A 14,848-nucleotide genomic window follows, 5' to 3' on the forward strand; every position below is an offset into this window, starting at 1 on the left:
CTTTAAACTGAAAATAGCTTTCTAATGTCAAAATTGAAAATAAATAGGCTAACACTTATATTGAGTATAATCTTGGTATTTGTGTTGGCCTATTTTTCTTCCACTTATTTTTTTCCGAAAGAAACACTTCCTATTTATAATCCTTCAAATTTTAATCCTGAGTTGGTTGATGAAAGTCTCCAAGATAAAAGTAAAGCACACACTGTTTCAGATTTTGAACTCATCAACCAGAACGGGGAAGTTATCAACCAACAAGCCTACAAAGATAAAATCTATGTAACCGATTTTTTCTTTACGCGTTGTGGCTCTATCTGCCCAATCATGACAGACAACATGGTAAAAATTCAAAATGAATTCAAAAATGAAAATGACGTTATGTTGCTATCACTTTCCGTCACTCCAGAAATAGATAGTGTTTCAGTATTACGAGATTACGCCAACAATAAAGGTGTTATTGATGCAAAATGGAATGTTACCACTGGAAACAAAAAGCATATTTACAATTTGGCGCGCAAAAGCTATTTTGCTGTTTTAGAAAGTGGTGATGGTGGCCTACAGGATTTTATTCATACTCCAAATTTTATCTTAATAGATAAGAACAAGCAAATTAGAGGAATTTATGACGGTACAGATGAAGACGAAATAGAACGAATTATTAATGATATTAATGTTCTAATAAACTAATATATATCCTAAACTTCAATACTTTATTTTTCACCAAAACATATATCTTTGGTTAAATTTCAACCATTTCATGAACGATACACTCATTTTATTAATCACCATAATTGTTTCAGCTGGCATTGGTGCTTTTATCGGATTTAAATTCGCACAATTAAAAAGCAAAAGTGAACGTAGTACTTTAGAGGAACGTCAGAGCCAATTAGAAGAAACCATAATCGAATTAAAAGAGACAATTAATAAGATTGAATTTGAACGTGAAGATATCCGTAAAGAAAAAGAGTTCTTAAACTCAGAATTAACTCGAAGAAATACTGAGTATCAAAACCTTTATGAACAATCGAAAAAGCAAGATGAAGAACTGGTAAAGCAGCAAGAGCAGTTGAGAAAAGACTTTGAGTTAATGGCTTCAAAAATTCTGGATGAAAAATCAGAAAAGTTTACACTTCAGAATAAAGAGAATATTAAGAACATTCTAAATCCGCTAGAAGAAAAAATAAAAACGTTTGAGAAAAAGGTAGAAGACACCCAAAAAGAAAGTATCAGTATGCATTCTGCCTTAAAAGAGCAACTACTTGGTCTAAAAGATTTAAATATACAAATGACCAAAGAAGCCACTAATCTCACAAAGGCTTTAAAAGGCGATAGCAAATTACAAGGTAATTGGGGTGAGTTAGTTTTAGAGCGTGTTTTAGAAAAATCTGGTTTAGAAAAAGATCGTGAATATTTTGTGCAGCAAAACTTTCAACGAGAAGATGGCACGAGAGTAATGCCAGATGTTGTTTTACATCTACCAGACTCCAAAAAGATGATTATAGATTCTAAGGTATCACTTGTGGATTATGAGCGTTTGGTAAATGCCGAAGACGAAGAACGTGATGCTTTTTTAAAAGCCCATGTTAACTCCATTAAGCGACATGTCGATCAGTTATCTGCTAAAAACTACCAAGATTTATACGACATAGAGTCCCCTGATTTTGTATTGATGTTTATCCCTATTGAACCTGCTTTTGCAATTGCCATAAATGAAGACAATTCACTTTATAATAAAGCCTTTGAAAAAAATATTGTCATTGTTACACCTTCTACTCTTTTGGCTACGTTGCGTACTATTGATACCATGTGGAACAATGAAAAGCAACAACAAAACGCCGTTGAAATTGCTCGCCAAGCTGGAGCTCTTTATGACAAGTTTGAAGGTTTAGTAACAGATTTAACTGGTGTTGGAAAAAAGATAGATGCTGCTAAGAGTGATTATTCTTCTGCCATGAACAAATTAGTTGAAGGAAAAGGCAATTTGATATCTAGAGTTGAAAAAATAAAAAAAATGGGGGCTAAAGCTAAAAAATCACTTCCCGAAAAAATAATCAAACGTTCATTGAATGAAGATTGAGCGAAGTAATTTTATTAGATATATTGGAAGAATTAATTATGTAGTAATTTTTATTTTTGGAATTATGGCCCTATCAAGCGGAACACTTATTCTTTTTGATGATAATGATTTTAATAATGAAGGATTAAAGTATTTTGTTTCAATATCAGCAATAATTGTTGGTATAGTAATAATTATTATAGCTTTTAACATTCGTAAAGAATTTGAAGAAAAGATAAGTCAAGACGACAAGACGGATTTTTAAAGATTTTGAATAAAAAAACAATAGATATTATCTACAAATGGACTCTCAGGGTATCTTACGCTAGAGCTATAATTTTAGGTATTGTTTTTATAAGCTTTGCCTTAGTGCTTTTAATTACAGATTATAAAATAACAACAAATGCTGGTTTTAATGTTTTCCTTATAATTTTCCTTTCACTATTGGGTATTGTATTTATTATAGTTGGTTTATTTCAAAAGGCTGAAACCGAATACGGCATACGAAATAAATGGCATGAAAAAGAGATTGAATAAACCTTTCTTAGTTATTTATAAATTATTCCATAATAATAGCATAATTAATATTATTCCATTTTAATGGCATAAATTAGTTTATTCCATAAAAAAGGCATATATTTGTATAAAATATATATACTATGACTGGTATTATAACAGGTGATATTATAAAATCTAGGAAGACAAAAGATGAGAATATTTGGCTTACTCCTTTAAAATCAGCTTTATCAGATGTTACAAAAAACGCATCATTTTATGACATATACAGAGGAGATAGCTTTCAATTAGAATGTAATAACGTTGAGGATAGCTTTAGCACTTCTGTTTATATAAAATCGTTCTTAAAATCGGTAAAAGGTTTAGATGTACGTATGTCTATTGGCATTGGAGGTAAATCTCATCAGGGAGATACGGTAAGCGAATCTAATGGGGAGGCTTTTGTTTATTCTGGTGAAACCTTTGAAACCCTTAAAAAGGAGAAACAAAACCTTAAGATCAAAACAAAAGACACTACCATCAATGAAGAATTAAATCTATATTTTAAACTAGCACTTATAGCAATGGATAATTGGACGGTGAACTCAGCAGAGATTGTAAAGCTTAGTTTAGAACACCCAAATATGATTCAATCAGAATTGGCTAAATTAGTGGGTATAAACCAAGACGCTGTCAGTAAGCGCCAAAAAAGAGCTTACTTAGATGATATATTAGCATTAGACCTTATGTTTAGAAAAAAAATAGCCCAACTCAAATGACACTACTACTTTTAAAACTAATTCTTGCACACCTCATAGGAGATTTCTTTTTACAGCCCAAAAAATGGGTTAAGGATAAAGAGAAAAAGAAACTGGCATCGTTATGGCTGTATGCTCATATATTAATTCATGTTGTACTAATGTTTCTAATTGTATGGGATGCTTCATACTGGAAATTGATACTATCCATCGGATTAATTCACTTTGTTATAGATGCATTAAAACTTTTACTTCAAACTAAAAAGAACAAGCGTTGGCTATTTTTTATAGACCAATTACTGCATGTCATCACCATTTTTGGCTTGGCTACTTTCTTTTATAGAGACAGCTATGAATTTGTATTTACTTTCGATCCAAAACAGCTAATACTAATTATTTGCATTTTATTCTTAACAATGCCCACATCTATAATCATGGGAATTGTTTTTAGTAAATGGAACCTTAAAAAAATAGCAAAAGACAATGAGTCTTTAAAAGACGCTGGCAAATACATTGGTATTTTAGAGCGTCTATTAGTATTTGCTTTTATTGCCTTAGATCATTGGGAGGCCGTCGGTTTTTTAATCACTGCTAAGTCCGTATTTAGATTTGGGGATATTTCTAATTCTAAGGAACGACAACTCACCGAGTATATTTTAATCGGAACCTTATTGAGTTTTGGTATTGCCATACTCGTAGGTTTGCTGTATTTAAGCCTTATCAATTATGTTTAAATCTATAGAAGATTCCCGGATTCTTATATCTCAATTGATGTTGCCTTCTCACGCTAATTTTGGAGGTAAAATCCATGGCGGGTACATTCTTAATTTAATGGATCAAGTAGCATTTGCATGTGCTTCAAAACATTCAGGTAGTTATTGTGTTACAGCTTCTGTTGACAAAGTCAATTTCAGAAACCCCATAGAAGTTGGGGAACTAGTGACCATGAAAGCATCTGTAAATTATGTGGGCTCATCGTCTATGGTTGTTGGTATACGTGTAGATTCAGAAAACATACAAACTGGTTTAAAAAAGCATTGTAATTCTTCATTTTTTACTATGGTTGCAAAAAATGATAAAGGACAATCTATTAATGTCCCTGGACTTATTATAAGTTCAAAATTAGAAGCAAAGCGGTTTATTAAGGCTATTTCTAGAAAAGAGAGCGAATTCAAAAAACAGGAAACTCTAAACGAAATATATAAAAACATAGATGAACATTTATCACTTTTAAAGGATTACAGAATTAAATTAGAGTTTTAAAGACTCTAGACATGACTCTGACCTTATCTTAATTTTCGCTATATTTATATTCAACTTTTTTATGCTATGAAGAAAAAGTGGGTCATTTTATTCGTCGCTCTTATTGTTGGAGCATATTTCCTATATAGGTACATCAATAAGGACCACAGGGACATTTCATCCGAAAAAGCAGAGTTTGAGATTTCTGCTGTACAAATTGCTTCAGAATTTCAATCAGAACCTCTAAAAGCTCAAAACAACTATCTCAATAAAACCATTATTGTTTCTGGTAAAGTATCTGAATTTGAATTAAATACATTGACATTAGATAATACTATTTTTTGTGACCTTAAAAGTGGTGCTAATACCAATGAAATTGTAATAGGAGAAACTATATCTATTAAGGGACGTTGTATAGGCTATGATGACCTTTTAGGGGAAATAAAACTAGATCAGTGCTCCATTTTGAATTAAATTTTAAAGTATGAAATATTTAGTTTATTGTCTTTGTCTTATGTCACTCTCAATCTATTCACAAGATGATTTGTTAGATGAAATTGACTCCGTTGCTGTCGCTGACAACTACGCTATAGCAACATTTAAGGGCTTGAAAATAGTAAATTTTGAATCTACGAAATTAGTTGCAAAAGGCGAGCTCACTTTTATAGTTGCCCACCGCTTTGGGAGCATAGAAAATGGTTTTGAAAGCTTCTTTGGTTTGGATGATGCTGTAACACGGCTAAATTTTGTCTATGGAATTAACGATTGGCTTAATATAAGTGCCTCACGTAGTTCTTTTCAAAAAATATATGAAGCTGCTCTAAAATATCGCTTGGTTCAACAAAGCGAAGGAGGTTCTCCTTTTACAATTGTAGGGTACAACTCAATTCTTATAAATACTGCGTTGGATAAAGATAATTTACCAAAATTAGAATTTGATAATAGGCTGGGCTATACAACCCAAGTTTTGATAGCCCGTAAAATGAGTTCTAAACTTTCTTTAGAGTTAGCACCTACGTACTTTCATGATAATTATGTTGTTGACAATAATCAAGATAATTCTCAGTTTGCATTAGGTTTAGGTGGACGTTATAAGCTAGGAAAACGCTGGTCATTAAATATGGATTATGGATGGCACCTCAATAGGTCAGATACTTCACCGTTTAAAAATCCGTTATCTATAGGTATTGATCTAGAAACCGGTGGCCATGTGTTCCAGATGCATTTTACCAATTCGCAGGCTATGAATACCAATGGGTTTCTTGGGCAAGCCACAGGAGATTGGGGTGATGGAGATATTTATTTTGGGTTTAATTTAAGTCGCAGATTTTAATTTTTAATGTTATGAAAAGAAAACATTTATATTTATTTCTATCGACAATTATGTTATTTACAACATCATGTACCAACGATAGTGAAGATGATTTAATTGATAATACACCTCAGCCAAATACGATTACTTATGTTGACGATGTAAGACCAATTATACAAACCAACTGTACATCTTGTCACGGTGATCCACCTACCAATGCAGCGCCAAACTCTATGGTCAACTATAGCCAAGTTGTTGATGCTGTAGAAAACAGAGGGTTAATTAACCGAATATCAAGTCAGCCAGGTGAAAGTGGTTTTATGCCACTTGGTGGTTCAAGATTGCCCCAAAATTTAATAGATTTAATAGAACAATGGGAAGATGAAGGATTTATTGAACAATAATATGAAACAGATTATCAGCATTTTAGTTTTGTGTGTTGCAACTTTTAGTTTTGCACAAGAAAGATACCTTACCAAAACAGGGACAGTTCAGTTTGAAGCTTCTGTGCCATCATTTGAAGAGGTAAAAGCAAAGAATAGCAATTCCACAGCTATTCTTAATACAAAAAATGGTGAGTTTGCCGCTTTGGTATTGGTCAAAGGGTTTCGATTTAAAAACGCCTTAATGGAAGAGCATTTTAATGAAAACTATGCAGAGTCAGACAAATATCCAAAAGCAACTTTTAAAGGTACTATTACTGGTTTTGATCTTAATGCAATAGACAACAACCCAAAAGAAATAATTTATAATGGAGATTTAACGTTCCACGGAAAAACCAAGTCTTTAAAGAACGAGACTTTGACTATTGTAAAAACTTCAAAAAATTCTATCTTAATTTCGGGCAATTTCCAAGTAGATGTTAGTGATTTTGATATAAAAATTCCAAAAATCGTTAGTAATAAATTATCGCGGGAGGTAGATGTCGTTTTTGAGTTTGATTTAGCGGAAAAATAAAATAGCACCTCAATTGAAGTGATATCTAGTATTTTTTCTTAATATTATTGTTATTGCTTCATAAAACGTTTAGTATGTGTTGTTATGTCATTTGAAACACGCACGAGATAAACACCTGACTTCCATCCTGATACTTGAATAGAGGTTTCTAGCTTTGTTAATTTGCCATTGTAAATACGTTTTCCAAGTACATCATAAACCTCAATACTTAATTCGGTAGTAAATTCATCTAACTTAATGTTTAGGAAATTACTAGAAGGATTGGGTTTAATACTAAAATCATCTACAATTGTAGAATTATTAAGTACCACATCATTGGAATTTGATTGACCAAATGCCGAATAAGAACCGATTAATAATAATAAAACGAGTAATTTTATCTTCATAGTTTAGGGCTTTAATCAATCTAAGTTAGAAAAAATATTGATTATATGAGATAATTATCGAAATTTTAACTAAAAAATCGACCAATAACACATTGACAATCAATAAGTCTTGAGAAATTCAATTATTTTACTTACTCAAATACATCTTACGTCTTGAGTACAAATCGTAAAACTCATCATCTTTTAAACTATCTATAAACAATATACTTTCTCCCGTACTCTTCATTTCTGGACCTAACTTTTTATTCACATTCGGGAACTTATTGAACGAGAATACCGGTTGTTTAATAGCATAACCTTCCAATTGTGGGTTAAAGTCAAAATCAGTGACTTTATTCTCACCTAACATCACCTTGGTGGCATAATTGACGTAAGGCTCTTTGTAGGCCTTTGCTATAAAAGGCACAGTACGAGAGGCTCTTGGGTTAGCTTCAATAATGTAAACCATATCATCCTTTATGGCGAACTGAATGTTTATTAAACCAACGGTATTTAAAGCTAGAGCTATCTTATGTGTATGGTCTTTAATTTGTTGCATCACAAACTCACCTAAATTAAACGGTGGCAATGTTGCGTTACTATCACCAGAATGAATTCCACATGGTTCAATATGCTCCATTATTCCTATGATATAAACGTTTTCCCCATCACAAATAGCATCCGCTTCTGCTTCTATAGCACCATCTAAATAATGGTCTAAAAGCAATTTATTATTCGGGATTTTACGCAATAAATCAACGACGTGCTCTTCTAACTCTTGTTTATTGATTACAATTTTCATCCCCTGACCACCAAGTACATATGATGGACGAACCAAAATTGGAAAATTAAGCTTATCTGCTACCGCAAGTGCTTCATCAGCAGTTTCCGCTGTATCAAACTCTGGGTATGGAATATTATTTTCTTGAAGTAGTTTTGAAAAACTTCCACGATCTTCAGCCAAATCAAGAGCCTGATAGGTTGTTCCCATGATTTTAATACCGTAACGATCAAGTTTTTCAGCAAGTTTTAAGGCTGTTTGACCACCTAATTGCACAATGACTCCTTCTGGCTTTTCATGCTGAATGATGTCATAAATATGCTCCCAGAAGACAGGTTCAAAATACAGTTTATCTGCAATATCAAAATCCGTAGAAACTGTTTCAGGGTTACAGTTAATCATTATGGTTTCATAACCGCACTCAGCTGCTGCCAAAACACCATGGACACAACAGTAATCAAACTCAATGCCCTGCCCTATTCTATTAGGACCAGAACCTAATACTACTATTTTCTTTTTATCTGTAACCACACTCTCATTATGAACAGTTACTGTCCCATCAGGATACTCTACTTCACTTTCAAAGGTTGAGTAATAATAAGGTGTTTGAGCTGTAAACTCTGCCGCACATGTATCTACTAACTTAAAAACCCTATTAATTTTAAGCTCTTTTCTTTTGTTATATACCTGACTCTCTAAACAACCTAACATGTGGGCAATTTGACGATCACCATACCCTTTTTGCTTAGCTTCGAGCAGTAATTCTCTTTCAACAGTGTCTATTTTGTATGTCGATATTTCTTTTTGAAGTTGAAACAGCTCTTCATATTGCTTTAAGAACCACATATCAATTTTTGTAATCTCATGGATACGACTTAATGGTATACCCATTTCAATGGCATCATATATAACAAATACACGGTCCCAACTAGCGTATGTCAGCTTTTCAATAATAGTTTCATAATCCTTATAACCTTTACCGTCAGCGCCGAGACCATTACGCTTTATTTCTAAGGATTGTGTGGCTTTATGTAACGCTTCCTGGAAAGATCTACCAATGGCCATTACCTCACCAACGGCCTTCATTTGTAGTCCTAAAGTTCTATCAGAACCTTCAAACTTATCAAAATTCCATCTTGGTATTTTTACCACAACATAGTCAATAGTCGGTTCAAATAACGCTGAAGTGAGTTTTGTTATTTGATTGTCCAATTCGTCTAATGTATAGCCCATTGCCAACTTTGCAGCTATTTTAGCGATTGGATACCCTGTAGCCTTACTAGCCAATGCTGATGACCTTGATACTCTTGGATTAATCTCTATGGCAATTATATCTTCTTTTTCATCTGGGCTTACAGCAAACTGCACATTACAACCACCAGCAAAATCACCAATGCTACGCATCATGTGTATTGCCATATCTCGCATACGTTGATACGTTGCGTCCGATAAGGTCATTGCAGGCGCAATTGTAATAGAATCTCCAGTATGAATCCCCATAGGGTCCATATTTTCGATGGTACAAATGATAACGACATTATCATTTTTATCGCGTAAAAGCTCAAGCTCATATTCTTTCCAGCCAATCAAAGCCTTATCAATCATCACCTCGTGAATTGGCGAAGTTTCAAGACCTCTTGTCAGCATTTCATCAAAATCTTCTTCTTTATATACAAACGAAGCACCTGCACCACCCAAAGTATAAGAAGCTCTAATTACCAATGGAAAACCAAACTCTTGAGCAATTTCCTTTCCTTTAAGATAAGATGTAGCTGTTGCTTGTGGTGCCATGCCAACACCAATTTTTAACATTAATTCCCTAAACTTTTCTCGATCTTCGGTAATATTTATTGCATCTATATCGACCCCAATAATATCGACATTAAAATCTTCCCAAATCCCTTTTTCATCTGCCTCAATACAAAGGTTTAAAGCAGTTTGACCACCCATAGTAGGCAATACAGCGTCAATTTGTGGGTGCTCTTTTAAAATTTTTACTAATGATTTTGTAGTCAAAGGCAATAAATACACATGATCTGCCATTGCAGGATCTGTCATTATGGTTGCCGGATTTGAATTGATTAGAATAGTCTCTATTCCATCTTCACGTAAAGAACGTAAGGCTTGTGATCCGGAATAATCAAATTCACATGCCTGACCAATAATGATGGGGCCAGACCCGATAAGAAGAATAGATTTAATGTTTTTGTTTTTCGGCATTATTTTGATGATTTTGGTTTACAAAAATAGGTATCGATAGGGTATAAAAAAAGGCGTTACACCTAAGTAACACCTTTAAATATTAACAATTGTTAATCATTATTTTTTATGTCTAGCTTCAGAAGATACAGACAATCTCTTTCTACCTTTAGCACGTCTACGTGCTAAAACTTTTCTTCCATTAACAGAAGCCATTCTTTCTCTGAAACCGTGCTTGTTTCTTCTCTTTCTTTTTGATGGTTGAAACGTTCTTTTTGGCATTACTCTATATCTTTAAATCTTACTTTATTTCTTTAGTTGGATGCTATTCCAAAACTGCGTGCAAATATACAACAAGTTTTTACTTTAACAAGAGCTCTTTTAAAAATATTTTTATTTGTTTTTATTACCTTTGCCCTCCTAAATTGTCAATACTATATGTTCAATAAAAATATAAAACTTGTTATTGCTTTTTTAATTGTTGCCTATGCTGTTTATCAGTTTACAGAAGGTGAAATAGGAAATGGCATCATGTATATTCTGTTATCAACAATATTCATTTTTCTGTATTTTAAGAATGAAATGATTCTTTTAGCATTTTTTAAGTTGAGAAAACAAGATTTTGAAGGCGCTAAAAAGTGGCTAGATAAAATTAAAAATCCTGAAGGAGCTTTAGTTAAGAAGCAGCAAGGATACCTTAATTATCTTAATGGCATTATGGTGTCTCAAACAAACATGAATGATGCTGAAAAGTACTTTAAAAAAGCACTGAGTTTGGGGCTATCAATGGATCATGACGCGGCAATGGCAAAATTGAATCTTGCTGGTATTGCTTTTAGCAAAAGAAGAAAGGCTGAAGCACAAAAGTTGTTAGCTGAGGCTGATAAGCTCGATAAAAGAAATATGCTTGCCGACCAGATTAAAGTGATGAAGCAACAAATGAAAAAGGCTTCTATTCCGAAACAGCATTACGGCCAACCGACATCTCCTAGGCAACAACGACGAAGCCGAAGATAACCACTAAAGTAAAGGTGCCATCAATCGTGCTACTGCTTCAACAACTTTAATCCTTTTGGGACGATTTCGCCAAGATTTAAGTGTTAACTGCTCACAGTCCTCTAAATCTGTTTTAAAAAGCGATTTTAAAGCTATAGTTGTTTCCTTATTATAAATAAGAGCATTAACCTCAAAATTAATATTAAAGCTTCTGTAGTCCATGTTTGCCGTACCTATGGTACTAAACACATCATCAACTACCATTGTTTTAGCATGTATAAACCCTTTTTTGTAATGGTAAATGCTAGCCCCAGCTTCTAAAAGACGCCCTAAGTAAGAATTAGTAGCGTATTCCGCTATCCACGAATCAGACTCTTTAGGTACAATTATCTTAACATCAATATTGCTCCGTGCAGCAACCTGTAATGCTGTTATAATTTCATCGCTTGGTATTAAATAAGGGGTTGTGATATATACATAATCAGTAGCATTGGTAATGGCTACAAAAACAGACTCCATAATGTTAGACCAATCCGTATCTGGACCACTCGCAGCAATCTGGATGGGCACATCTTCCTTTATTTTATGTTCTGGAAAATACGCTTTTGAGATCTTAATATCATGATCAGTGACAAAATCCCAAGTTGTAAAAAATAAAATCTGAAGGGATTTTACTGCTTCACCTTCAATCCTTAGATGAGTATCTCTCCAATACTTTTCATTATTGGCGTTGACGTAGGTGTCCGAAATATTTATACCCCCAACATATCCTATTTTACCATCTATAACCACAATTTTTCTGTGGTCTCTATAATTCATTTTACCAGTGAATTTAGAAAAGAGAACAGGCATAAATGAGTACAATTGCACTCCACAATCCTTTAGTTTGGATTTATATTTTGAAGATATTGAACTCCCCACATCATCAATAATTATTCTTACCTCTATACCCTCTTTCGCTTTTTGGCAAAGGGTATCTAAAACTTTTTTTCCTATTTTATTGTCCTTGATGATAAAGTATTCTAAATGGATATGATGTTCAGCCTTATCAATATCCGCAAATAATGCTTCAAATTTTTCATCTCCGTTTTTTAGCAACTGGGCTTTATTTTTAACGGAAAGTTTAGAGTTTTCATTATTGTAAAGCAGCCTTATCAATTTAGACTTTTCATCTAAAATGGAATCTACTTCATCTATGGTGCGCGAATCAAGTTCTAAGTCATTTTGAATTCTCTTTACAACATTTTGATTCAGAACATTTTTTCGACTAAAAATCTTATTCTTCCTATATTCTTGACCGAAAAGGTAATAAGCGATTAGCCCAACAAAAGGAAAGACCAAAAGCACAATAATGTAGCTTAAGGTCTTTGTAGGGTTTAATTTTCTTAATAAGATAGTAATTACACCAGAAATGGCCAATACATAGTTTAACACTATGAGAATTTGCCAGATATTATCTTTCACATAATCCAAACAGTTAAGGGTTTACCGAGTAATGGCCTTTCTCAGGGATTTCAATGTGGTATAATTTTCTTGACTTATTATTGAGATGAGGCTCTCGTAGCCAAGGGTTGTGGAGTTTTAAGATTTTATAATTTATTTCAAATTGTTTTGCAAATTGGGCAAAATCGGTAACTGCGGTATCTACTTTAACCTCATAGGTTGGCACGTTTTTATACAATTGATTTTTATTAAAGTTAAAACCGTATTTCTGCGGATGGGATAGAATTTCCTTCAATGCAACGATTCTAAACATATAACGCCCGGTTTCCTCCCCCAAAAGCAAATCGTAATAATCCGTAACCTGTTGCTCTCTTAATCGTCTCGAAATCCCAGCATTACCTGCATTATATGCTGCAGCGGCCAATGTCCAGCTTCCTAAATTTTCTTTGGCTTCCTTAAGGTATTTACAAGCTACTTCGGTTGACATCTCCAAATGGTAGCGCTCGTCAACATTATCATTCACTTCAAGACCATTTTCTCGTCCTGTTGCTGGCATTATTTGCCAAACCCCTCTTGCTCCAGCAGGCGATACTGCATTAGTCAAGCCACTTTCTATGACTGCCAAATATTTAAAATCATCAGGTATTCCGTTCTTTTTTAGAATAGGTTCTATTACCGGAAAGTATTTTTCTGCTCTTTTAAACATCAACAATCCGTTAGATTGCCAATAGGTGTTAACAAGCAGTTCCCTATCCATACGCTCATAGATATCGGGATTTTGAAGTGGTACAGGTTCTCCAGCAAAATTCAAATCCATTGGTACTTCCAGTGCATAGACATTGTAGTCATTGACCAAAGGATCTTCTTTTGCAACCTTATCATCGGAAGGTGCTTTGTCATTTTGAACGGCAAATATGAATAGTCCTGATATACAGATTAGACCTATTGCACTCAGTATATTTTTAATTGTTTTCATAGCAAGTATATTTTCTATAAATGTATATAATTATCACATTCAATTCAAATTCAATCTAATATAAGTTTAGGTAAATTTTCATTAAACCATTTAAATTTATTAATGATCATTATGTGAGTGCCCCCTTTAATAACTATACAATTTCCTTGGCAAGAATGTGGGAAAACTATATCCTTATCTCCATGAATGTAAGTCGCATCTGGATTTGGCTCTTCTTGATTCCATGTGACTACTTGTTTTATGGCCCAGTCTAGATATTTAGGATCTCTTACAGAAAGGTATTTTTTATATAAAGACAATCGTTTTTTAAAAAATGAGCCAAACGAATATTTTTCAAGTACATCGACATGGCTCACTAATCTAGTGGGTAAAATCTTGTAGGCTTTTGTTTTTCGAAGGATTTTTAGCCTTTTGGGCAATTCGTGATGGGATTTAATACTAGATACCACAAACAATTTTCTTAGATCAATATGCTTACACATTTCTTGAACTAACATCCCCCCAAATGACACTCCCAAAAGTACAGAGCCTTTGTATTCTATATAATTGCACATGCGTTTGGCATAATCTTCAAGAGAGTTATCAGAATTGGGGATCTCCCATTCTAGCCAATGAATTTTAAATGTATCCTCGGGTAACTTAATGTTTTCGAATATAGATGGGTTTGCTGCTAATCCGGGCATTAAATACACGTGGATATAATTTTCATCCACTTTTAAATTCTTTTTAGCGTCAATATTACCCATTAAGTCTAAAAATTTGTCTTATTATTCCTATAACCCTTTATCTACAAAGCATTTAACACTATCACCCTAAATGATTTGGTTATTTTTTGTATCTTTGCACTACAAAGCTATATATAATATAGCATCTACACTATCGACCGCTAATATTTTAATAAAAACAAATATGACTGAAGCTGCTGAATTGATTGACAATGATTTTTTACGTCAATTTGAATTAAAGGTTGAAAACGACATGGCCATTATTGAATATTCTTTGCAAGAGCGCAAGATATTTTTGACCAAAATGATTATCCCGGACAATCTAAAGTCGGATGAATTTGAAAAAGATTTTTTAAAACAGGTTTTTGACAACATCAAAGAACGAAACATTAGCGTTGTACCAACGAGTCCTGAAATTGCAAAATTTGTAAGAAGCAACAGAAAGTACAAGCGTATGTTACCTGTAGGTATTAGAATTTAGACTTATACCAAATAAAAACAAAAAAACCGAAGCGTTGGCTTCGGTTTTTTTGTGGGTTGTATTTT

Annotated in this window: 19 protein-coding genes; 13 read left to right on the forward strand and 6 right to left on the reverse strand. The window is 33.4% G+C overall.

Annotation, left to right across the window (positions count from 1 at the left end):
- Positions 1-24: 24 nt before the first annotated feature.
- The 11 genes from ACFEMA_RS05355 to ACFEMA_RS05405 all read left to right on the forward strand — a co-directional run bounded on the left by ACFEMA_RS05355 (position 25) and on the right by ACFEMA_RS05405 (position 6,817).
- Complete coding sequence (locus ACFEMA_RS05355; RefSeq protein ID WP_411767015.1) at positions 25-684, forward strand: SCO family protein; 660 nt, start codon at positions 25-27, stop codon at positions 682-684.
- A 70-nt stretch (positions 685-754) separates the two neighbouring features.
- Entirely contained in the window at positions 755-2,074 is a 1,320-nt protein-coding gene (gene rmuC, locus ACFEMA_RS05360) for a DNA recombination protein RmuC (RefSeq protein ID WP_411767016.1), read from the forward strand.
- Positions 2,064-2,318 carry a hypothetical protein gene (locus ACFEMA_RS05365; RefSeq protein WP_411767017.1) on the forward strand — a complete coding sequence of 85 codons (255 nt, stop codon included), beginning with the start codon at positions 2,064-2,066 and terminating at the stop codon, positions 2,316-2,318. Before rmuC ends, ACFEMA_RS05365 begins: the two co-directional genes overlap by 11 nt.
- A gap of 5 nt (positions 2,319-2,323) precedes the next feature.
- Positions 2,324-2,590 carry a hypothetical protein gene (locus tag ACFEMA_RS05370; RefSeq protein ID WP_411767018.1) on the forward strand — a complete coding sequence of 89 codons (267 nt, stop codon included), beginning with the start codon at positions 2,324-2,326 and terminating at the stop codon, positions 2,588-2,590.
- Between the two features lie 122 nt (positions 2,591-2,712).
- Positions 2,713-3,327 carry a transcriptional regulator gene (locus tag ACFEMA_RS05375; RefSeq protein WP_411767019.1) on the forward strand — a complete coding sequence of 205 codons (615 nt, stop codon included), beginning with the start codon at positions 2,713-2,715 and terminating at the stop codon, positions 3,325-3,327.
- A complete protein-coding gene (locus ACFEMA_RS05380) occupies positions 3,324-4,040 on the forward strand; it encodes a DUF3307 domain-containing protein (protein ID WP_411767020.1) in 717 nt (238 codons plus the stop codon). The genes ACFEMA_RS05375 and ACFEMA_RS05380 overlap by 4 nt, the downstream gene beginning before the upstream one ends.
- On the forward strand, positions 4,033-4,569 hold the full coding sequence (locus tag ACFEMA_RS05385) for an acyl-CoA thioesterase (protein ID WP_411767021.1): 537 nt from the start codon (positions 4,033-4,035) through the stop codon (positions 4,567-4,569). Before ACFEMA_RS05380 ends, ACFEMA_RS05385 begins: the two co-directional genes overlap by 8 nt.
- Positions 4,570-4,635: 66 nt before the next feature.
- Entirely contained in the window at positions 4,636-5,022 is a 387-nt protein-coding gene (locus ACFEMA_RS05390; protein ID WP_411767022.1) for an OB-fold protein, read from the forward strand.
- A gap of 10 nt (positions 5,023-5,032) precedes the next feature.
- A complete protein-coding gene (locus tag ACFEMA_RS05395; protein WP_411767023.1) occupies positions 5,033-5,881 on the forward strand; it encodes a DUF5777 family beta-barrel protein in 849 nt (282 codons plus the stop codon).
- An 11-nt stretch (positions 5,882-5,892) separates the two neighbouring features.
- The gene (locus ACFEMA_RS05400) at positions 5,893-6,264 is read left to right on the forward strand and encodes a hypothetical protein (protein WP_411767024.1); all 372 of its coding nucleotides are present in this window, start codon (positions 5,893-5,895) and stop codon (positions 6,262-6,264) included.
- Between the two features lies 1 nt (position 6,265).
- Complete coding sequence (locus ACFEMA_RS05405; protein WP_411767025.1) at positions 6,266-6,817, forward strand: YceI family protein; 552 nt, start codon at positions 6,266-6,268, stop codon at positions 6,815-6,817.
- Between the two features lie 50 nt (positions 6,818-6,867).
- Here ACFEMA_RS05405 and ACFEMA_RS05410 read toward each other — a convergent pair whose 3' ends face one another.
- From ACFEMA_RS05410 to rpmH, 3 genes are all read right to left on the reverse strand, one after another.
- Complete coding sequence (locus tag ACFEMA_RS05410; RefSeq protein ID WP_411767026.1) at positions 6,868-7,203, reverse strand: T9SS type A sorting domain-containing protein; 336 nt, start codon at positions 7,201-7,203, stop codon at positions 6,868-6,870.
- A gap of 127 nt (positions 7,204-7,330) precedes the next feature.
- Complete coding sequence (gene carB / locus ACFEMA_RS05415; protein ID WP_411767028.1) at positions 7,331-10,183, reverse strand: carbamoyl-phosphate synthase large subunit; 2,853 nt, start codon at positions 10,181-10,183, stop codon at positions 7,331-7,333.
- A gap of 99 nt (positions 10,184-10,282) precedes the next feature.
- Positions 10,283-10,444, reverse strand: coding sequence for a 50S ribosomal protein L34 (gene rpmH, locus ACFEMA_RS05420; protein ID WP_411767029.1), 162 nt, complete (start codon positions 10,442-10,444; stop codon positions 10,283-10,285).
- Positions 10,445-10,600: 156 nt separating this feature from the next.
- On the opposite strand from rpmH, the gene ACFEMA_RS05425 reads away from it, so the two are divergent.
- A complete protein-coding gene (locus ACFEMA_RS05425) occupies positions 10,601-11,179 on the forward strand; it encodes a DUF2892 domain-containing protein (RefSeq protein ID WP_411767030.1) in 579 nt (192 codons plus the stop codon).
- 3 nt (positions 11,180-11,182) lie between these two features.
- Here the strand turns inward: ACFEMA_RS05425 and cls are convergent, their stop codons facing one another.
- From cls to ACFEMA_RS05440, 3 genes are read right to left on the reverse strand one after another with little or no spacing between them, the layout of a single operon-like run.
- Positions 11,183-12,622: a cardiolipin synthase gene (gene cls / locus ACFEMA_RS05430; RefSeq protein ID WP_411767142.1), complete on the reverse strand. Its 1,440-nt coding sequence runs from the start codon at positions 12,620-12,622 to the stop codon at positions 11,183-11,185.
- 13 nt (positions 12,623-12,635) lie between these two features.
- Complete coding sequence (locus tag ACFEMA_RS05435; RefSeq protein ID WP_411767031.1) at positions 12,636-13,577, reverse strand: lytic transglycosylase domain-containing protein; 942 nt, start codon at positions 13,575-13,577, stop codon at positions 12,636-12,638.
- A gap of 50 nt (positions 13,578-13,627) precedes the next feature.
- The gene (locus ACFEMA_RS05440; protein ID WP_411767032.1) at positions 13,628-14,323 is read right to left on the reverse strand and encodes an alpha/beta hydrolase; all 696 of its coding nucleotides are present in this window, start codon (positions 14,321-14,323) and stop codon (positions 13,628-13,630) included.
- A gap of 163 nt (positions 14,324-14,486) precedes the next feature.
- Here ACFEMA_RS05440 and ACFEMA_RS05445 point away from each other — a divergent pair, with 163 nt between their 5' ends.
- A complete protein-coding gene (locus ACFEMA_RS05445) occupies positions 14,487-14,783 on the forward strand; it encodes an N-acetyltransferase (protein ID WP_411767033.1) in 297 nt (98 codons plus the stop codon).
- Positions 14,784-14,848: the final 65 nt, after the last annotated feature.

It is taken from the genome of Winogradskyella sp. A3E31, assembly GCF_046720935.1.
Lineage (GTDB): Bacteria > Bacteroidota > Bacteroidia > Flavobacteriales > Flavobacteriaceae > Winogradskyella.